The sequence below is a fragment of the Amycolatopsis keratiniphila subsp. keratiniphila genome (assembly GCF_001620365.2).
Lineage (GTDB): Bacteria > Actinomycetota > Actinomycetes > Mycobacteriales > Pseudonocardiaceae > Amycolatopsis > Amycolatopsis keratiniphila.
Genome location: NZ_LQMT02000014.1, coordinates 14,392 through 33,449 on the forward strand (window position 1 = coordinate 14,392; position 19,058 = coordinate 33,449).

The 19,058-nt window shown below is 69.1% G+C and carries 16 protein-coding genes; 8 read left to right on the top strand and 8 right to left on the bottom strand.

Annotated elements, in window-relative coordinates; all coding sequences use genetic code 11:
* Positions 1–24 precede the first annotated feature (24 nt).
* The gene (locus AVR91_RS15285; protein ID WP_063273456.1) at positions 25–462 is read right to left on the bottom strand and encodes a hypothetical protein; all 438 of its coding nucleotides are present in this window, start codon (positions 460–462) and stop codon (positions 25–27) included.
* A 15-nt stretch (positions 463–477) separates the two neighbouring features.
* Positions 478–1,815 (bottom strand): LVIVD repeat-containing protein, encoded by a 1,338-nt coding sequence (locus tag AVR91_RS15290; protein ID WP_063273455.1) that lies wholly within the window; start codon positions 1,813–1,815, stop codon positions 478–480.
* Between the two features lie 113 nt (positions 1,816–1,928).
* Between AVR91_RS15290 and AVR91_RS15295 the strand changes: the two genes are divergently transcribed.
* A complete protein-coding gene (locus AVR91_RS15295; protein ID WP_083737583.1) occupies positions 1,929–3,371 on the top strand; it encodes a peptide ABC transporter substrate-binding protein in 1,443 nt (480 codons plus the stop codon).
* On the opposite strand, the gene AVR91_RS15300 is transcribed toward AVR91_RS15295, so the two are convergent.
* Positions 3,351–4,250 carry a LysR family transcriptional regulator gene (locus AVR91_RS15300; RefSeq protein ID WP_063273454.1) on the bottom strand — a complete coding sequence of 300 codons (900 nt, stop codon included), beginning with the start codon at positions 4,248–4,250 and terminating at the stop codon, positions 3,351–3,353. The two genes, AVR91_RS15295 and AVR91_RS15300, sit on opposite strands and share 21 nt — an antisense overlap.
* Positions 4,251–4,321: 71 nt before the next feature.
* Between AVR91_RS15300 and AVR91_RS15305 the strand changes: the two genes are divergently transcribed.
* Positions 4,322–5,356: an SDR family oxidoreductase gene (locus AVR91_RS15305; protein WP_063273453.1), complete on the top strand. Its 1,035-nt coding sequence runs from the start codon at positions 4,322–4,324 to the stop codon at positions 5,354–5,356.
* A 4-nt stretch (positions 5,357–5,360) separates the two neighbouring features.
* Here the strand turns inward: AVR91_RS15305 and AVR91_RS15310 are convergent, their stop codons facing one another.
* Positions 5,361–6,101, bottom strand: coding sequence for an SDR family oxidoreductase (locus AVR91_RS15310; protein ID WP_063273452.1), 741 nt, complete (start codon positions 6,099–6,101; stop codon positions 5,361–5,363).
* 171 nt (positions 6,102–6,272) lie between these two features.
* On the opposite strand from AVR91_RS15310, the gene AVR91_RS15315 reads away from it, so the two are divergent.
* Entirely contained in the window at positions 6,273–6,698 is a 426-nt protein-coding gene (locus AVR91_RS15315; RefSeq protein WP_063273451.1) for a YegP family protein, read from the top strand.
* Between the two features lie 156 nt (positions 6,699–6,854).
* Positions 6,855–7,946 (top strand): substrate-binding domain-containing protein, encoded by a 1,092-nt coding sequence (locus AVR91_RS15320; protein ID WP_063273450.1) that lies wholly within the window; start codon positions 6,855–6,857, stop codon positions 7,944–7,946.
* 72 nt (positions 7,947–8,018) lie between these two features.
* On the opposite strand, the gene AVR91_RS15325 is transcribed toward AVR91_RS15320, so the two are convergent.
* The 3 genes from AVR91_RS15325 to AVR91_RS15335 form a co-directional block, all read right to left on the bottom strand.
* Positions 8,019–9,911, bottom strand: a complete 1,893-nt coding sequence (locus AVR91_RS15325; protein WP_063273144.1) for a S8 family peptidase — start codon at positions 9,909–9,911, stop codon at positions 8,019–8,021.
* A gap of 193 nt (positions 9,912–10,104) precedes the next feature.
* Positions 10,105–11,007, bottom strand: a complete 903-nt coding sequence (locus AVR91_RS15330; protein WP_063273145.1) for a sortase — start codon at positions 11,005–11,007, stop codon at positions 10,105–10,107.
* Complete coding sequence (locus AVR91_RS15335) at positions 11,004–13,358, bottom strand: hypothetical protein (protein WP_063823125.1); 2,355 nt, start codon at positions 13,356–13,358, stop codon at positions 11,004–11,006. The genes AVR91_RS15330 and AVR91_RS15335 overlap by 4 nt, the downstream gene beginning before the upstream one ends.
* Positions 13,359–13,614: 256 nt before the next feature.
* Between AVR91_RS15335 and pstC the strand changes: the two genes are divergently transcribed.
* From pstC to AVR91_RS15355, 4 genes are read left to right on the top strand one after another with little or no spacing between them, the layout of a single operon-like run.
* Positions 13,615–14,604, top strand: coding sequence for a phosphate ABC transporter permease subunit PstC (gene pstC, locus AVR91_RS15340; protein WP_063273146.1), 990 nt, complete (start codon positions 13,615–13,617; stop codon positions 14,602–14,604).
* Complete coding sequence (pstA, locus tag AVR91_RS15345; RefSeq protein ID WP_063273147.1) at positions 14,604–15,728, top strand: phosphate ABC transporter permease PstA; 1,125 nt, start codon at positions 14,604–14,606, stop codon at positions 15,726–15,728. Before pstC ends, pstA begins: the two co-directional genes overlap by 1 nt.
* A gap of 23 nt (positions 15,729–15,751) precedes the next feature.
* Positions 15,752–16,567 carry a phosphate ABC transporter ATP-binding protein gene (locus AVR91_RS15350; RefSeq protein ID WP_394329954.1) on the top strand — a complete coding sequence of 272 codons (816 nt, stop codon included), beginning with the start codon at positions 15,752–15,754 and terminating at the stop codon, positions 16,565–16,567.
* Positions 16,564–18,120, top strand: a complete 1,557-nt coding sequence (locus tag AVR91_RS15355) for a substrate-binding domain-containing protein (RefSeq protein WP_211282716.1) — start codon at positions 16,564–16,566, stop codon at positions 18,118–18,120. The genes AVR91_RS15350 and AVR91_RS15355 overlap by 4 nt, the downstream gene beginning before the upstream one ends.
* A gap of 72 nt (positions 18,121–18,192) precedes the next feature.
* On the opposite strand, the gene AVR91_RS15360 is transcribed toward AVR91_RS15355, so the two are convergent.
* Positions 18,193–19,058, bottom strand: an 866-nt coding sequence (locus tag AVR91_RS15360; RefSeq protein ID WP_228709216.1) for an HNH endonuclease signature motif containing protein, incomplete at its 5' end; no start/stop codon positions are given.

The window sequence follows — 19,058 nt, forward strand, 5'->3', positions numbered from 1 at the left end:
CGTGACAGTCTCGCCACAGCTCCGTTACATGGTTGTCGAAATGAGGAAGGCCTGTTCGGACCCGTCGGCGACGAACGCGGTCCGCGACTTCGTGGTCGTGGGCAGCGCGCAGGAAAGCCACTTCACCCCGGCTGGGAAGAGTCCCTTCAAGGACTCAGGGACCGTGGGGGAACCGGCCTGGCACTTGTAGTCGGCCAGCACCTTCGCGACGGCCTCGCGACGGAGCTTCACCGCCGCGGACAGCCGGAGGTCGGACGGACCCGGCGCCGCGACCCGCCCTTCGGAGGTGCCCATCCGCTCCTCGACCCAGGACGCCTGGACGATCTCGCCGACCTCCGGGAACGTCTCGGCGACCGGCGCCGGATCGGTGTGGACGGCCACTTCCTTCGGCGGGACCGGGTCACAGGCCGCGATCAGGACGATCGCGGCCGTGAGCCCCAGGATCTTCCCCATGGTGCGCATGGGGAAGATCCTGCCTCAGGCGGTGAGCTTCAGGATGTCGATTCCGCGAGTGTTGTCGGCGACATAGACGTAACCCTTGTGCCAGTAGGGCGCCCACGCGCTGGCGTCCGCCGGGCGGAAGTAGGCGATCTGCTTCGGGTCGGTCGGGTCGCTGACGTCGAGGAAGCGCGTGCCCTGCGCGTAGAACGACTGCACGAGGACCTTGCCACGGATGTCGAAGTAGTGCGCGGAGCAGTCACCCGACGCCGGGTCGCTGCCCTCCTGCCCGGCCACGCTCCAGGTGCCGACGGATTCGAGACGGAACGGCTTCTCCGGCGTCGAGCGCCAGCCTTCGCCGTGGTAGGAGTTCCGCAGCGACGAGATCGTCAGCACGCCGTCACCGGCGCAGCCGTCGAGGAAGCTCTCTTCGGTGGCGTAGATAAGGTCGCGGCCGCGCCAGCGGTTCGAGTCGGCGCCGTCGGCCGAGCGGTGGCCCGCCGGATGGAAGCTGTTGTGCATGAACTTCGACGGCGCCGCCGTCTCCTCGATCCCGCCGCCCGCGTACGGCACGGGGTCGAACGCCGTCGCGCGGCGCACCTTGCCCTGTACGGGATCGCGGTGGTAGCCGTTGGTCCAGTAGCCGCGGACGCCGCCTCGCCCGGACACCCACGCCACGCCCTCGGCGTCGACCTGCACGTCGTGCACGTAGTCGGTCTTGCCGTCGTTGCGCGCGAGTTCGATCGGGTTCGGGAACGTCTTGGGGTTGCGCGGGTCGCGGATATCGGTCACCCAGATCGGGCGGCCGCCCCACTCCGCGGGCTGGTTCGCGGCCTTCGCGGGGCCACCGGTCCAGAGGTACCGGCAGTCGTCGACACAGCTGGTCGTGTGGCCGGCGGGCACCTTGGTGTAGCTCAGGAGGACCGGTTTGTCCGGGTTCTTCAGGTCGATGATGTAGATACCGGACTCGCCGGTCTGCGTGGTGCCGCCGTAGGCCCGCGGGTCCCGCGCGAGGAAGACGAGCTTGCGTTTGACGTCGACCTCGGTGTCTTCGGTCTCCCACAGGCCGGGGAGGCTGACCTCGCCGATCAGCTTCGGGGCGGTGGGGTTCTTCGTCAGGTCGTAGACCTTCAGGCCGAACTCGCCGGAAACCGCCATGACGTCACGCTTGCCGTACTGCAGGAACCCCATGGCGATGGCGCCTTGCGCGTCGGGCACGTTGCCGACGGCCTTGACGTTCTTCACCGCACCAGGCGCACCGGCGACCCGGACCTTCTCACTGGCCGGTTTGTCCTCTTCACCGCACGCGGCGGCGGGCAGGCCGGTGGCGATCAGGGTCGCGGTGACCGTGGTGAGCGCCAAACACGAACGGAGCAACCAGTTTCCTCGCACAGAAACCTCCCAGGCTGGTCACTGCACCTTATGATCGCCACTTTGCCCGCACAACCGCCATTGGTTTGTGGGACTGCTCGGTGCGGGACTGCTATGACATGACCATGCGCTTGCGTCTCCTGGCCCCGCTCCTCGCCGCCGCCCTGGTCGCGGCGGGCTGCACCGAATCCGGCGAACCGCCCGCACCGGACGTTCTTCGCGTGGGCCTGACCGCCCCGGCGACCCTGCTGCCCGCGGACGTCCGCGACCAGTCCGGACGGATGGTCGCCGGCGCATTGTGGACGCCGCTGGCCGACTACGACCCGGCGACGGGGAAGACGGCGCCGAGGGCGGCCGAATCGTTCTCCAGCCCCGATCGGGTCACGTGGACGGTGAAGCTCAAGGACGGCGGGACGTTCCACGACGGCACCCCGGTGACCGCGCAGTCCTATGTGGACACCTGGAAGGCGATCGGTGCGGAGCAGTGGCAGGCGTCCCGGGTGGTCAAGGATCTCTTGCGGGCCAAGGAGATCACCGCACCCGATCCACTGACGATCCGGCTCGTGCTCGACCGGCCGTCCGGGCAGGTCCCGGCGCTGCTCTCCTCGCCCGCACTGGTCCCGCTGCCCGCGTCCGCGCTGGCTTCGCGTGATTGGGCGGGCTTCGCGCAGCGGCCGGTCGGCAACGGACCGTTCCGGTTGGACGGCGAGTGGCAGCCGTCGGGCGGCAAGCTGGTCCGGGTCGCCGACACACCGGGCAAGGCGCGGGTGGTCGAGCTGAAGACCGGTGACGCAGCGGCACAGTACGACGAGGTCAAGGCCGGGAAGCTCGACCTGTCCACGTTCGTCCCCGGCGATCGCCACGAGGCCATGCACGCGGATTTCGCGCAGCGGCATGTGATGTGGGCCCTGCCCACCGCCGCCTACCTCGGCTTTCCCTTGAGCGCACCGCATTTCTCCGACGCGACCGTCCGGCACGGCTTCGCGCTCGGCATCGACCGCGCGACACTGGAGGCCGGCGCGCTCGGCAAGCAGGTGGATCCGGCGAAGTCGCTGCTGCCGCCCGCGGTCGCCCCCGGTGAACGCAGCAGCACCTGCCGCCCCTGCACGTTCGACGCCGGAGCCGGGAAATCCCTGCTGACCCAGGCGGAGTTCCCGGCCACACCTGTCCACTTCGGACAGTCACAGGCGAGCTGGCAGCGGCCGCTCGCGGAGCAGGTCGGCAAGGCCGTCGGCGTCCCGCTCGCCCCGGAGCCCGGACAAGGACCGTTCGCGATCGACATGGCCCTGACGACGCCGAGCCCACAGGAAGTGCTGGCCGGAATCGTGAAGGCGACCGGCTACGCCAGCGACGGATTCGCCGACCTGCTGAAATCGGCCGAGGAGACCGACGCGGGCGAAAGCGGCGAGATCTACCGGCTGGTGGAGAACCAGTTGCTGCGGGATCTCCCGGTGGTACCGCTGTGGTCCGGGCACGGGCACGCCGTCTGGGCGGACCGGGTCGGCGACGTCAAGGCGACGACGTTCGGCGGTGTGGACCTCTCAGGGATTTCCGTGCGGTGATCCGAGGGTGCACTTGCCCGCCACGACGTCGATGAAGGCCGAGGTCAGCGGGTCGGGCGTGCTGCGGCAATAGGCGGCCAGTGTGCGGCGGATCGCCGGTTCGGGCCGGAGGACCCGGCCGCGGAAACCTTCGGGCAGCACGTTGGCCGGGACCAGCGCGGGGCCGAGACCCGCCGCCGCGAGCATCGGCGCGGCCGCGCTCTGCTCGGTGCGGACCGCCGCCCTCGGCTGGAATCCCGCCGCGGCGCAGGCCTGGTCGACGAGGTCGGCCAGCCCGTTGCCCGGCGCGTAGTGCACCCACGCGCAGTCGGCGAGGGTCGCCAGGTCGACGACGCCGGTGCCGTCGTCCTCGCGCGGCCCGTCGATCGGCAGGACGACGACGAATTCCTCGACCCCGAGTTCGCGCACCGGCCCGTCCCAGTCCGGCGGGACCGGGCCGACCGCGACGTCGGCCTCCCCCGCCGCCATCGCCTCCCTGAGTTCGTCCGCGTGCCGGAACTCCACCAGCCGGACGTCGACGTCGGGCCGCTCGCGGCGCCACACCCGCAACGCCGGGGGAAGGACCCCGAGGCCGACCGAATAGACCGTCGCGATCTGCAGTTCGCCCGCTTCCAGCCCCGACGCCTGCCGGGCCGCGCACCGCGCGCGTTCGGCGTCGGCGAGGGTGGCGCGCGCGTGCGGCAGCATGGCGCGGCCCATCGGGGTGAGCCGGACGCTGCGCGGCAACCGTTCGAGCAGCGGGCCGCCGACGCCCTTCTCCAGTGCGCGCACCTGATGCGACAGCGCGGGCTGCGTCACGTGCAGCAACTCGGCGGCCTTGGTGAAGGAGCCGGTGTCGACGACGGTCACCAGGTATTCGAGCTGCCGCAGACTTGTCATGAAGAGAGTTTATCGGAGCCGTGAGATCTATGCCTTGGACTTATCTCTCGGTCTGGTCCAGGCTCGATGACATGAACGAAGAAAGCAAGGTCGCCCTGGTCGCCGGGGCCAACGGGGTCATCGGCAAGAACCTGATCGCACACCTGGAGACCCTGCCCGGCTGGCGCGTCATCGGCCTGTCGCGGCGTGGCGGCCCGGGCCAGATCGCGGTCGATCTCCTCGACGCGGACGACACCCGCGCGAAACTCGGCGGCCTGGACGACGTCACGCACGTGTTCTACGCGGCCTATGTCGACAAGCCGACCTGGGCCGAATTGGTCCCGCCGAACCTGGCGATGCTGACCAACCTCGTCGACGCGATCGAGCCCGTCGCGCCCGGCCTGCGGCACATCAGCCTCATGCAGGGTTACAAGGTCTACGGCGCCCACCTCGGCCCGTTCAAGACCCCGGCGCGCGAGGACGACGCCGGGCATATGCCGCCCGAGTTCAACGTGGACCAGCAGCAGTTCCTGGAGAAGCGACAAGCCGGGAAATCCTGGACGTGGTCGGCGATCCGGCCGTCGGTGGTCGGCGGCACCGCGCTGGGCAACCCGATGAACCTGGCGCTGGCCATCGCGGTCTACGCGTCGATCTCGAAGGAACTCGGCCTGCCGCTGCGGTTCCCCGGCAAACCCGGCGCGTACGACAGCCTCCTGGAGATGACCGACGCCGGACTGCTGGCGAAGGCCACCGTGTGGGCCACCGGCTCGGAGAACGAGGCGTACAACATCGCGAACGGGGATCTGTTCCGGTGGAACGACCTCTGGCCGCGGATCGCGCGCTACTTCGACCTGGAGGTGGCGCCGCCGCTGCCGATGTCGCTGGACGTCGTCATGGCGGACAAGGAAGAACTCTGGACCTCCATCGCCGCGAAGTACGGCCTCGAAGTGCCGTACAGCGCCGTTTCGTCGTCGTGGGCGTTCGCGGACTTCGTGTTCGGCTGGGATTACGACATGTTCGCGGACGGCTCGAAGGCCCGGCGGGCCGGTTTCCACGAGTACGCCGAGACGCCGGAGATGTTCTTCCGGCTGTTCGACGAGTTCCGGAAGGCGAAGGTGATCCCGTGAGGGCCTAGCCCCGCCCGATGTACGGCATCGTGGTCGCCGTGACGGTCAGGAACTGCACGTTCGCGTCCAGCGGCAGTCCGGCCATGTACAGCACGGCGTCCGCGACGTGCCGGGCGTCGAAGGTCGGCTCGGCCTTGACGCTGCCGTCGGCCTGCGGGATCCCGTCGGCCATCCGCGAGGTCATCTCGGTGGCGGCGTTGCCGATGTCGATCTGTCCACATGCGACGTTCCAGGCGCGGCCGTCGAGGGAGATCGACTTCGTCAGCCCGGTGACCGCGTGTTTCGTCGCGGTGTAGGCGACGGACGCGGGGCGCGGCGCGTGCGCGGAGATGGAACCGTTGTTGATGATCCGGCCGCCGCGCGGGTCCTGCGCCTTCATCAGCCGCACGGCCTGCTGCGCGCACAGGAACATCCCGGTCAGGTTGGTGTCGACGGCGCGTTTCCAGTCCGCGAAGGACAGTTCGTCGACCGTCCCGCCCACCGACACACCCGCGTTGTTCACCAGGAGGTCCAGCCGCCCCCACTCCGCGCGGACCGTCTCGAACAAGGCGGCGACGGAATCGGGGTCGGCGACGTCGGTGGGCACGGGAAGCGCGTCCGCCGCGCCGCCGGCTGTCTCGGCCAGCGCGTCCGCGCGGCGGCCGGCGAGGGCGACCCGGTAACCGGCGCCGAGCAACGCGCGGGAGATCTCCCTGCCGAGCCCGGAACCCGCCCCGGTGACGACCGCGATCCTGCCGTTGCCCATCGATCCTCCTCGCAGACCGTGCCGGACCGATCCGGCTCGGTGATTGTTTTCCGATTACCCGCGTCCGTTCAGGCTAGCGCGCCGCCGCCGGGGGAAAACGTTCACCCGGCGGCCGTCGCGCCTTAAGCGAAACCGGTAACCCCTTCACCGCATCGAGGCGATTCACGGGATGTGACCAGGGGGAATTCAGCACCGAAGAATCCACGCTTTCAACTCGTCCAGACCGGCGAGCAGACCCTTCGATGGCGGTTGCTCGGCGGCAACAACGTGTCGCTGGGTTCGGCGCCCGACGACTATCCGCGAGCCGAGGAATGCCTTGTCGCGATCGCTTGGCTCAGTACTCATATTTCCGAATTGACCAGCGATTTCAGTCATCTCAGCGGCGGCCGCTGGCGGTGGCGGCTGCACACCGGCGACCGGCTCGTCGCGATCGCCAGCCATGCCTACGGACGGCGTATCGAGGCCCAGCGCGGCCTCGACCGGTTCCGCTCGGCCACCACCGAAGCGTCCATCGGCGAAGGAATCGAGACGATCGCCGATTGGCGCCGGAAATACCGTCGCGATTCCGGCGGACATTCACCGAATCGTTCTCCGTGACGGCCGATCACGGAAAGTGCGTTCCCCGGAGATTAACCACCATGACGTCGGGCGGGAACGCGAAGCACCGCCGCCGGACAGTGTTGCGGAGCGAGGATTGTGCCAAGTCACGGAATCCCGCGACTACTTGGGGACTAGAGAAAGAGTGCAAACAAGATGCGTGCTCGTACCACTCGGTTTCTCGGCGCCACCGCCATCGCCGCGTGTGCCTGCCTCACCCTGACCGGCACCGCCTCGGCGGTCGCCCCGGCCAACGGCCTCGAAGACGTCCTGGCCGCGGCGGGCTCGGACACCACCGTCGACATCACCGGCGCGATCCTGGCCAACGCCAACGGCGCGGCCTGGAACAGCGACCCCGACAACCACGTCAACGTCCCGCCGCTGCTCGCCCCGGGCGCGACCTTCACCGTTCCCGGTGACCTGTACGCCGACGAGGTCGTCTACAACACCACGACCACCCTGCCGCCGAACGGTTCTTCCCAGGGCAAGGCCGCGCTCAAGGCCTCCGGTGACGCGGCCGACGGCAAGATCGACATCGCGCGGTCGTCGTCGCCCCGCGGCTCGTCCGACCCCGCGTCGTTCGAGTACTACGCCTTCGCCACCGACGGTGTCACCTGGTCCTCCTCGGCGACCGGTTCGGGTGCGGGCCTGACCCTCACGCTGGCGCAGCTGCGCGGCATCTACGACGGCTCCATCACCAACTGGAACCAGGTCGGTGGCGCCAACGCCGCCATCGTCGTCTACCTGCCCCAGACCGGCTCCGGCACGCTGAGCTTCTTCACCACCACCGTCCTCGGCTTCGACCCCACCACCAAGCCGGTCACCATCAAGCGGTTCCAGGAGCACGACGGCAACTCGATCCCCGCCGGCGACCGCGCCAACGCGATCGCACCGTTCTCCATCGCGCAGTGGATCGCCCAGGGCAACGCGGTGACCGCGGACAAGCGCGCGGGCTTCACCGTGAACCCGCTGACCGGTGCCGGCTTCGACGGCTCCCCGGTCGCCGGTTCGGCAGGCAACTACACCCCGGCCTTCACCACGGCGTTCCTGGGCTCGCGCAGCGTCTACCACGTGCTCGACACCCGCACGCCGAGCTACGACCAGGCCCAGCGCGCCGTCGGCTTCGCCGCCGGTGACACCGCCTCGACCGCCAGCCCGCTGTGCGGTGGCCAGCTCGCCACCACCATCAAGCGGTACGGCTTCCTGACCGTGTCGGGCCCGAACGGCCTGTCCTGCGTCAAGTCCTGACCCCCTCCTAGCGCGTGAAGGCCCCCTTCCCTCAGCTGAGCCGAGGGAAGGGGGCCTTCACGCGCTACAGGACTACTTGGGGGCGACGCCCAGCGCGGCGAGCGCCGGGCCGGTCATGATCACGCCCGCGCCGGTGACCGGGTCGAAGCCCGGCGCACCGAGGTCGATCGCGGTCGACACGAGCGCGTTGCGGATCTCCGCCGGGGTCGCGGCCGGCTTGCCCTGCTTGAGCAGCGCGGCGATGGCGGCGGCGCTCGGCGCGGCGGCCGAAGTGCCGAAGAACGGCTGGAAACCGCTCACCGAGGTCGCGACGCCGTCGGCCGCGGTGATGTCCGGCTTGTTCCGCGTCGCACCACCGGTCGAGGACACGTTGCCGGGGGTGATCACCGAACCGTCCGGGTTGTAGAACTGGTGACGGCGACCGTCCGAAGTGAACCGCTCCCACTTGCTCGCGGCGGTGAACAGGCCCGGGTACGGACCGGCCGGGTTCGCCGGGTCACCGGCTTCGAGCGCGCGACCGAAGGCACCGGCGGCCGGGGCGGCCGCGACACTGAAGGCGTTGACCGCCGCCGAGTGGCCGGAGGTGACACCGTTGGTGCTGAAGGCTTTCAGGTCACCCGAGGCGACGAAGCGGCCGCGGATCACGTTGAGCGCGATGAACCGGTCGGAGCCGCTGTATTTGACCACGGCGACCTTGAAGCCCGAACCGCTGGCCGGGACCTGGGCGATCTCGTACGGGTTCTGGGTGCCGTTCTGCGCGCCCTCGCTGGAGGCGACGACCGCACCGGACGAGTTCAGCACGAACAGGTCGTAGTCGCTGGTGGCCTTGCCCCACGGGTCGGACCAGAACAGGGTGACGTAGCGGCCGACCGAGTTCGGCGAAAGCGCGTTGTACAGCTGGGTCGTGGCGCTCGGGTCGAAGTCGTGCGGCGTCCCGGTGGTCCCGGAGATCTTGCTGCCGGAGCCGCGGAAGTCGCCCTCGTAGTAGCCGCTGGTGCCGTCGGTCAGGTTGCCCGAGTTCCCCGCGGAGGAGAAGTAGAGCGCGCCGTTCGCGGTCACGTCGTTGACGGCCTGCGCGACCGGGCCGTCCTGGAACGGCGACTCGTCGAAGTAGGAGACGTCGTCGACGATGATCGTGCACTTGCCGGTGTTCCGCAGGGCGCGGATGTTGTCGGCGAAGCTCTGCTCGCTGGTGAACGCGGTGGCGAAGCCGAGCGCGGCGCCGGGCGCCATGTCGTGGATGATCTCCAGCATCGCGGTGCCCTCGTCACCGCTGCCCGCCTGGCCGGGGAGCACGTCGACGGCGGGGAGCTCGCCGGCGGTCTGGGAGGCCTTCAGCGACTTGATGCCGTCGGAAAGCACGCAGACCTTCTGGCCCGCGCCGGTGACGCCGTACTTCGTGCGGGCGGTGTCGTTGCCGTGCGCCTTGTCGCCCTCGGCGACCTGCAGCGCGGCGGCGGTCTGCTTGACCGCGGCCTGCCGCCGGTCCTGCGGCGCGGATTCGTTCCAGGTCATGGCCTGCGAAGCGGCCTTGACCTCGGCGACGTCCCCGCGTCCGGCGATCGCGTCGACGGCGTTCAGGGGGAGGTCGGCGCGGATCGCGCCGGCGGGAGAGGCGTAACGGACGGTGCCGCCCGCCGCCTTGACGGCGTCCACCAGGGACTGTCCGGCACCCTTGATGTCCACCGCGACCGTGCCGGCGTCGCTGACGCCCAGCCCGGTCCGGTACTCGGGCAGCTTGCCCGCCAGGCCCTTGTCGGCCCGCAGGCGCTTCTCGACGACGAGCTGACTCGACTGCTTGCGCTCAGCCGGGGTGAGGCTCTTCTTGATGCTCTGCAGGGCGCTGATCCCGGCCTGGGTGCGCACCTCTTCCGACGGCTGGGCACCCGAAACCGCCGTCGACAGCAGCAAAGCGCCGACCGCGACCGGAACCGAGCATGTGACCACCCGGCTGAATCTGCTCATTGAATTCTCTCCCTGTTCCCACACGGCACAGCCCGTAACAGGAATCCCTTCGGTTGCCCGAATGAATTACCCCTGACCGGGTGTAATGGGGAGAATCTAAAGAGCGATCAGTGAGGAGTCCACCGACCAAAGTCGGTATCGGGGGAAGATCCACATCGTGGGAGTGATTTCGGTCCGAAAGACCGAAATCGCGCTAAGTCCAAGCCGGAAACAGTCGCCAAAGCGCCAAAGCCGCCAGCGCCGCCAGGGTGAGCAGCACCGGGCCGGTGATGACGTAGGTGGAAACCGGCCGCCACCGGCGGTAGAGGAACGTCGCCCCGGCCGCGGCCGCCACGAATCCGCCGAAGGCCAGCACGAGCCCGGCCCACGCGTCGCCGTCACCGGTCCGGCCGTCCTGGGTGTCCGCCTTGCCGTTCTGCGGGGTGGGCCGGAACGGCCTGCCCTCCATCACCGCGGTCACCACGGTCGCTTCCGCCGACGCCAGCGGCCACCACGACGCCGAGGTCACCAAGGTCAGCCGGTCGTTCTGGGTCTTGCCGTAGTCGGTTCCCTCGTCGAGCGGGCGGGTGGCCTTCTCGGTCACCCGGTAGACGGACTTGCCCTGGGTCGTCGCGACGACGATCTCGTCCCCGGGCTCCAGCGCGTCCAGCGAACCGAACGGGCCGCCGTAACCCGCGTTGCGCGCCACGATCGCGGAGTTGCCCGGCTGCCCCGGCCCGGCGGTGCCCGGCACGTGGCCCGGCCCGGACGCGGTTTCGCCGCTCGACGCGCCTTCGACGACGACCTGCTGCACCTTCAGCGCGGGGATCTCCAGCACCGCGACCGGCTTGCCGAACTCGACCGGCTCGGCGGGCGGAGCGGCGCCGAAGAGGCTTCGACTGGCGCCCAGCGCCAAGCCGATCTCACCGCGGATCTCGCCCAGTGCCTTCCGCTGATCACTCGCCTGAAGCATCGGCCCCAGCGCGTAGACGACCAGCGCCAGTGCCACCAAGGTGGTGACCAGCCAGGCGGCGAGGACGGCGCCGATCCATCCCGGGCCGAAATCCAGGAAACGGGTTTCCGGTTCGCCCTGCCTCTCTTCGACGGTGGTGCTCACGCCGCGCCTCCGGCCGTCTTCCGCCGCAGGAGACCGAAGAGCATCGAGAACGCGGCGGCGATCTCGGCCAGCGCGACGACCAGCCACCTCGGCACCGGGCGCCCGGCGGCGACGTACGCCGTCGCGGACGGGAGCGTCGCCAGGATCACCAGCGCCACCAAGGGAACGAGCGCGCCCAGCACCCCGGCCCCGGCGAACTTCGGGATGTCGATCGACTCGGCGAGATTCTTGGCGGCCAGCACGCTTTCCGGGGTCGGAGCGGCCGCGGCGGCGGGTCCGGTGGCGGCCGCGGGCGACGACGTCCCGGCCGGTGAACCCGTTCCCCCGCTGGGGCCGGTCAACGAGGAATTGGCGGCCGTCGTGGCACCGGTCCCGCCCGCGGGTGGCGGGTTCTTCGCTTCTTCCCTTTCCTGGCAGGCTTCTTGGACCGTCCCGGTGCCGATCTTGGCCACTCGCGCGGGAACGGTGGCCGCCAGGCCGGGGCTCAACGGGGTCATCCCCGGCGGGAGCAGCGACTGGCCGTAGCCGCTCGCCAGTTCGGCGACCGCCTTCAGCTGCGCCTGCTTCTCGGTCATCGGCTTGCAGGTCGCGTCGATCAACGGATTGACCGGCGCGGCCAGGTACTCCACGAAGGTCAGCGGATACGCGCCGTCCTTGGTCACCGTGCCCGGCTGCACGGTCCCGTCCGCGCCGACCTGCATCGAATCGGCGGCCAGCTGCAGGCTTTCCTTGGTCGGCGCGACGAAGTTCCCCTTGCCGTCCGGGACCGCGACCGGTGCCCAGCCATAGGCCCTCGCCGTCGCGAGATCGGTGATCACCCAGCTCATACAACCGCCGGTGCAGACGAATCCCGTTCCCACGACACCGTTCTGCACCGTCTTGCGCACGGCGAGCTGACCGGTTTTCGCGTCGACGTTGTGCAGCGAAAAGGCGCCGGGGTCGAGCGCGTTCAGATCGGAGATCACCCCTGGCGACTTCCCGTCCAGCTCACCGAAGTATTCCTTTCCCTTCTTCGGGAACACCCAGGCCGACGGCGCGGCCTCCGCGAGTACCTTGCTCAACGCGAACGGGACGGTGCCCGGTCCGGATTCCCCGGTCACCCCGAAGAAGTCCAGGCTCTCGGCGCCCGCCCTCGCCCTGGCCGCGTTCGCCTCGTTCTCTCTCGTGACGGAGACGAGCCCGGGATTGCGGTTCACGAGTGGGGAGCCGTTCCGGAAGATGCCGCCCCGGCCGTCCAGATCGGGTTCCTGCCCACCCTTGGTGATCATGTTCGCCAGTTCGTCGTGGGTGAACCGCAGGGTGCCGGTGAACTTCGCGTTGAGCGAGTTCCCGTTGTCGTCGGTGTCTGTCGGCGACCAGCCGACGGCGGCCACGACGGCCGCGTTGATCCCGACCGGGATGTACTGCCGGTCCCGGACGGTCTGGCCGGCGAGCGCGTTCCCGCTGCCGGTGACGACGAGATCCGAGGTGCCCTTGTCGAAAGCGGTCAGGCCGGCGTTTTCCGTCTCGCTCACGATGTTGACCGGCTGCTCGGCCTGGGTGGGCGCGCAGAGCGCCTGGTTCCAGGCGACCGCGGCCCGGCCGAGCCGCTCCGGCATGCTGGCGCCGAGCGTGTGCTGACCGGCTCCCTTGCACCCTTTGACGCCCAGCTCCTGCTGCGACGGCGTGAAGCGGATCGAGCTGTCGATCCAGGTCACGAACGCGCCGCCCGCGTTCTTCGCGGTGATCGTGACCGCGATCGCACAGGGATTGTTCTCGTCGCACCGGAACGAATACTTGTTGCGGGTCTTCGCGCCGGTCGCCGGATCGACGACGTCGGGATTGGCCGCCCAGGAAACCGTGGGCGGCTTGTCCGCCTGACCTTCGGCGTTCTTGGTGAAGGTGGTGTACAGCGGGTCCCAGATGATCGGTTTCGGAGTGGAGGAACCGAGCGGGATCTGGGTGTCGACGACGATGTCGCCTGTTCTGCTGCTGCGGCGGCCGGTGGCGCTGTCCATATGCGCCGCGTTCGCGATGAACTCGTCCTTCAACCCTCCGCAGTAGGCATTGACCCGCGCGTTGACGGAAGTCTCCCGGTTCCACGGCGGTTTCGCGGCGACCTTGATCAAATTGTCCGGCAGGACCGCGGGACAGACCTTCAGTGACGCTTGCGCACCGCTCGCCAATCCCGACACCGTGATCCGCACCGGGTCGCCGTTGCGGGCCGCCGACAGATCCGCGGGCTCGGTCTTGAGGGTGTACGGCGGATTCGACGGCGCTTGCGCCTGCGCCGCGGGGACGGACACTCCCGTGACCATCAGCACGCCGCAGATCAGCAAGATCCCGACTTGTCTCGCACGGACGAAGAACACGAACGACCCCCAGGGTGCGCGGGCATACGGCGGAGAGCGGGCTCGATCACGAACCGCACCGAAACCAACGTCCCCGAGTCGCCCGTTCGGGGTCAACCGTCCCCGGACCCGCCCCGGCACACATTCACATTCGCCCCGTCGGGCGTTCTCCGAGTGGACACCTTTCGCGGGATGGTGCACCACATACTGGCCGCATCGAGGGGCGAAGTGGTGTGCCCTGAACACGTTTGCTCACCGATACGAAGGAAGGCCGCTCGTGACCGTCGCGCCACCCCGGCCCGACCCGTCCCCACCGGGAGCACCGGTGCGGCGGGCGATCACCGAAGTCCTTTCCCGGGCCGACCGGGCGTTCCGCCGGGTCACCACCGGCGCCGGGCTGGCCATGCTGGGCATCCTCCTGGTCATCGGCTTCTTCCTGGTCTATCGGTCCGGGCCCGCCTTCGACAACAGCGGTTTCGGCTTCTTCACCACCATCCGGTTCGACCCCGCCTCCGGAGTACTCGGCGTGCTGGGCCTGCTCTACGGGACGATCGTGGTCGCGCTCATCGCGGTCCTGGTCGCCGTGCCGCTCAGCATCCTCGCGGCGCTGTTCATCACCGAATACTCCAGCGGCCGGATCCGCGGCTTCCTCACCGGCCTCGTCGACCTGCTCGCCGCCATCCCGAGCCTGTTGTACGGCCTGTGGGGATTCAGCTTCCTCGGCCCGCAGATCGTCCCCGTTTCGACGTGGCTGACCGAGAACCTCGGCTGGTTCCCGCTGTTCGCGTCCAAGGAGAACACGCTGTACATCCAGTCCATGTTCATCGCCGGGCTGGTGGTCTCGCTGATGGTCCTGCCGATCACGACCTCGGTGATCCGTGAGGTGTTCGCGCAGACCCCGCCCGGGGAAAAGGAAGCGGCGCTCGCGCTGGGCAGTACGCGGTGGGGGATGGTCAAAACGGTCGTGCTGCCCTTCGGCCGGGGCGGCATCATCGGCGGTTCGATGCTCGGGCTCGGCCGCGCGCTCGGCGAGACGATCGCCGTTTCCCTGCTGCTGCCCCAGGTTCCGGAGATCACGAAGCACATCCTCCAGTTCGGCGGAGCGACCATTTCCGGGTTCATCGCCAACAACTCCGGCGCATCAGGCCTTTCGCTGTCCGGACTGATGGCGGCGGGGCTGGTGCTGTTCGTCTTCACCCTGGCCACGAACTTCACCGCGTCGGTGATCATCTCGAAGAGCCGGTCCGGTGCGGGAGTGGATGCCTGATGACCACGACGACCACTCCCCCGGTCTCGTCCGCTCCGCGCAAACTCGTCAAACGCCGCCCGTCGGAGACCACCCGGCAGGACCGGCTGGCGGCGCTCGGCTGCGCGGTGTCGGCCACACTGCTCACCTGGTTCGTCATGCATCTGCTGCTGGATTCCCCCGGCTGGCTGGCGGATCTGATCGTCGCGTACCTGCTGTACCTGGCGATGCTCTACCTGGTCACCCGCGACCGTCTTGGCAAACTGGCCGCGTCGGACCGGATCGTGTCGACGATCGTGGTCTCCGGGGCGCTCACCCTGCTCGTGCCCTTGCTGTTCCTGTTGACCTACATCGTGATCGAGGGCGCGCCGTACCTGCGGCTGGGTTTCTTCACCCACGACATGTCCGCGGTCGCGCCGACCGATCCGGTCACCGCGACCGGTGGTCTGCACGCGGTCGTCGGCACCCTCCAGCAGACCGCGCTGACCCTGGTGTTCGTCGTTCCGCTGGGCGTGCTCACCGCGATCTTCCTGAACGAGACCCGGTCGCGGTTCCGCCGTCCGGTGCGGATCATGGTCGACGCGATGAGCGGTCTGCCGTCGATCGTGGCCGGCTTGTTCATCTACGCGGCGCTGATCATCCCCGGTATCCAGGCGGGCGTGGGACTGTTCAGCTACAACGGTTTGATGGCCACGTTGGCGCTGACGATGGTCATGCTGCCGACGGTGACGCGGACCGTGGACGTGGTGCTCCGGCTGGTCCCGGACGGCCTGCGCGAGGCGTCGCTGGCACTCGGCGCGAGCCGGGCGAGGACGGTGTGGTCGGTGGTCCTGCCCACCGCGCGCACCGGCGTCACGACCGCCGTGATCCTCGGCATCGCCAGGGTGGCGGGGGAAACGGCACCGCTGCTGTTCACTTCGTTCGGCTCGCTCGCGATGAACGCCAACCCGTTCTCCGCGCCGCAGGAGAGCATCCCGCTGTTCATCTTCCGCTTCATCAAGCAGCCACTGGAAAACGTCCAGCAGCGCGGTTACGTCGGCGCGCTCGTGCTGATCCTGCTCATCTTCGGCCTGTTCGCGATCGCGCGGATCGTCGGGCGCGACCGGTCGAAGCGCAAGGCGAAAAGAACGAAGGAGAACCGGTGACCGACACCATCGATTTGTCCACTGTGGACGGCAGGCCGCAGGTCACCCTGACCGGCGGTCCCCCGCCCGGTGCGGCGGAACTCGAGTCGCGCGAGATCGGCGCCTGGTTCGGCGACCGGCTGGTCCTCGAAGGCGTGTCTTTGCGGATGCCCGCCAAAGAGGTGACCGCGCTGATCGGCCCGTCGGGCTGTGGCAAGTCGACCTTCCTGCGCATCCTCAACCGCATGCACGAGCTCGTCCCGTCGGCGTCGCTGACCGGCGAGGTTCTGCTGGACGGCCAGGACATCTACGCCGACGGGACCCGGCCGCAGCAGGTCCGGCTGCGCATCGGCATGGTGTTCCAGAAGCCGAACCCGTTCCCGGCGATGTCCATCCGGGACAACGTGCTCGCGGGACTGAAACTCGCCGGCGTCAAATGCGACGACAAGAACGCACTCGTGGAACAGAGTCTCGAACGCGCCGGGCTGTGGCGTGAGGTCCGCGATCGGCTGAGCTCGCCCGGCGGCGCCCTGTCCGGCGGACAGCAGCAGCGGCTCTGCATCGCCCGTTCGCTCGCGGTGCAGCCGAACGTGCTGCTGATGGACGAACCGTGCTCCGCGCTCGACCCGACGTCCACCCGGCGGATCGAGCAGACGATCGCCGAGATCGGGCACGAGGTGACCGTCGTGATCGTCACGCACAACATGCAGCAGGCCCAACGGGTTTCGGATCACTGCGCGTTCTTCCTCGCGGCCGAGAACGAACCCGGCCGGGTGATCGAACACGGCCCGACGGACACGATCTTCAACGCGCCGTCGGACGAACGCACCTACGACTACGTGAACGGGCGATTCGGATGACGACCTTGCGCAGGCTGGGCGCCTTGGCCGGGATCTCGGCGCTCCTGCTCTCGATCTCCATGGCGGGCGCGCCCGGCGCGGCGGCGCTCAGCCGGGTCACCGGCTCGGGGTCCAGTTACGTCGGCGTGGCGATGACCGACTGGCAGAACGGCGCGACGTCGCGGGGTATCCCGGTCAACTATTCGGCCACCAACTCACCCGCCGGGGTCAACCAGTACGGCGACCGGACGGTCGACTTCGGCGGGACCGAGGCCGAAGTGTCGTCGCTCCTCGCGGCCGGCGGTGGCGGCGTGACCGCGCAGACCCGCGGCTACCAGTACGTCCCGGACGTCGCCGGCGCGGTCGCCGTCATGTACAACGTCACCGACCAGGCCGGGAAGCGGGTCGACTACCTGCATCTCACCCGCGAGGTGATCGGCCGGATCTTCAGCCGGGACATCACCCGCTGGAGCGATCCGGCGATCACCGCGACCAACGGCGGGAAGTCGTTGCCGGACCAGCCCATCACGCTCGTCGGCAGGACCGGGCAATCCGGCACGACGGCGCTGTTCTACGACTTCATCGCGCACGCGGCCCCCGACGCCTACCAGCGTTTCGTCTCCCGCAACGTCGGCAACGGGATGGGCAGCCTGCCCGCCGGAGTGCGCCCGATCCAGCTCCCCGAACGGGGGCCGGACGCGGACTGGTACCGGCTGCTCGCCGACTCGGACCAGATCGCGCAGGCCATCGGCAAGGCGACCATCCCGTTCTCCATCGCCTACGACGAATTCGCCTACGCGCAGCGCCACAACGTGCCTGCGGCCTGGGTGCAGAACGGCGCGGGCCAGTACACGCAGCCCTACGCGGAGAACATCGCCTCCGCGCTGAAGTTCGCGGAACTCCGCCCGGACCTGAGCCAGAAACTCGACAAGGTCTACTCGAACACGGATCCGAAGACGTACCCGATTTCCGCGTACTCCTACATCATGATGCCGTGCACGAGCGGCCGGGACACCTGCCGCGGCGGCTACGGCGACCAGGGCAAGACCGACACCATGACCGCGTTCCTCGAACACGTCGCCTGCGACGGCCAGATCAACATGGCCCGGATCGGCTACTCGCCGCTGCCGCCGAACCTGTCGCAGGAGATCATGAACTCCAACGCGCGGCTCACCGGGCAGCCGCCGAAGCAGCTGAACGCGGGCAACTGCGCCAACCCGACCTTCCACGGCAGCCTCGGCGCGGGTGCCACCAGCCCGCCCGACCCGCTGGTGACCGCCGGGATCATCGCCCCGAACGGTAAACCCGCGGCCGGGCCGGGTGCGGGCGGGCCGAGCAAGCCCGCCGGGCCCGGCACCGGCCCGGCCACCGGCGACAAGACCGCGACCGCGACGGCGAACCCCGACGAGGAATCGGCGGGCGGCGGCTCGAAGAACTGGCGGGAAGCCGCACCGGCGGCCTACGACGAAGGCGGGTTCGGCGGCTTCGGGGGCTGGGCGGCTTTGGTGCTGTTCGTGGCGATCGTGACGCCGTTGGTGGTGCGCGGGGTGATCCGGAAGCTGCGCCGGGCTTAGCGTCTTGAGTCTGCGCGGCGTCGGGCATGCCGAGGGGCCCGTCGCCTGGACAGCTGGCGGGCACCTCGGGGCCTAGACGTGATGCAGGGAGTTGCGCCGGGGATGTCGGAGCGGATCCCGGTATTGAGGTGGGATGAACTCCGGTAACCCATCGGCCGCCATGCGTACTTCCCAGTCACCGTGGTGAATCAACCGATGATGGAAGCCGCACAGCAACACCAAGTTCCGGAGATCGGTCGGTCCGCCGTCTGCCCAGTGCTCGATATGATGAGCGTGGCAATTCTTGGGTTTCCGGTGGCAGCCAGGGAACGCGCAGCCGCCGTCTCGGATGTTCAACGCCCGTCTTTGGCCCGGGGTGACGAACCGTCTCAGGCGCCCCATATCCAGCGGTTCACCCGAGCCGCTCATCACCACCGGCAACATCAAGCAATCACAGGCCGCGAGCCGTGCTTCCCGAGCAGTCATCGTCCCCACGAAGTCGAGACACGCGGTGCCGAGACCCGACTTCAGTTCCTCCAGCCCGATGGTCACGTGCACCAAGGTCCGGTAGCCGCTGGTTCCCGGCTGATCCGGGCAGGCGATCGCCAGATCGAGGAGCTCGGCCCAGGCGTCGCCCATGCGTTCGCACTTCATCCGCAGATCCGCCTGACCGAACTCGTCCACCGGGCGTGGCTGGGCGTGTGCTTCCAGCGCGGCCGCGGTCCGGGCGCCGGTCTCGTCGTCGAGCAGGCCGGTGAGCTTCCAGAAGCCGTCCTTGCGGCGCTCCAGGGTGATCTCGCGACGTGGTTCTTTGGGCTCGGGATCCTTCGGCTCGTTGCCGTCGGGGTTGAGCCAACCCAGCAGTTTCGTCTCAGCCTCGGAGAGTTGACGGGGACCGGCGTGCGGCGCGAGGTTCGCGAGGATCTTCTCCGCAGTCTCCCGATCCTCAGCGGAGGTGT

Bases quoted from the DNA above. Each gene is read 5' to 3' on its own strand.
- AVR91_RS15285 (WP_063273456.1), bottom strand. From the start codon at position 462: ATGCGCACCATGGGGAAGATCCTGGGGCTCACGGCCGCGATCGTCCTG.
- AVR91_RS15295 (WP_083737583.1), top strand. From the start codon at position 1,929: ATGACCATGCGCTTGCGTCTCCTGGCCCCGCTCCTCGCCGCCGCCCTG.
- AVR91_RS15300 (WP_063273454.1), bottom strand. From the start codon at position 4,250: ATGACAAGTCTGCGGCAGCTCGAATACCTGGTGACCGTCGTCGACACC.
- AVR91_RS15305 (WP_063273453.1), top strand. From the start codon at position 4,322: ATGAACGAAGAAAGCAAGGTCGCCCTGGTCGCCGGGGCCAACGGGGTC.
- AVR91_RS15310 (WP_063273452.1), bottom strand. From the start codon at position 6,101: ATGGGCAACGGCAGGATCGCGGTCGTCACCGGGGCGGGTTCCGGGCTC.
- AVR91_RS15320 (WP_063273450.1), top strand. From the start codon at position 6,855: ATGCGTGCTCGTACCACTCGGTTTCTCGGCGCCACCGCCATCGCCGCG.
- AVR91_RS15325 (WP_063273144.1), bottom strand. From the start codon at position 9,911: ATGAGCAGATTCAGCCGGGTGGTCACATGCTCGGTTCCGGTCGCGGTC.
- pstA (WP_063273147.1), top strand. From the start codon at position 14,604: ATGACCACGACGACCACTCCCCCGGTCTCGTCCGCTCCGCGCAAACTC.
- AVR91_RS15355 (WP_211282716.1), top strand. From the start codon at position 16,564: ATGACGACCTTGCGCAGGCTGGGCGCCTTGGCCGGGATCTCGGCGCTC.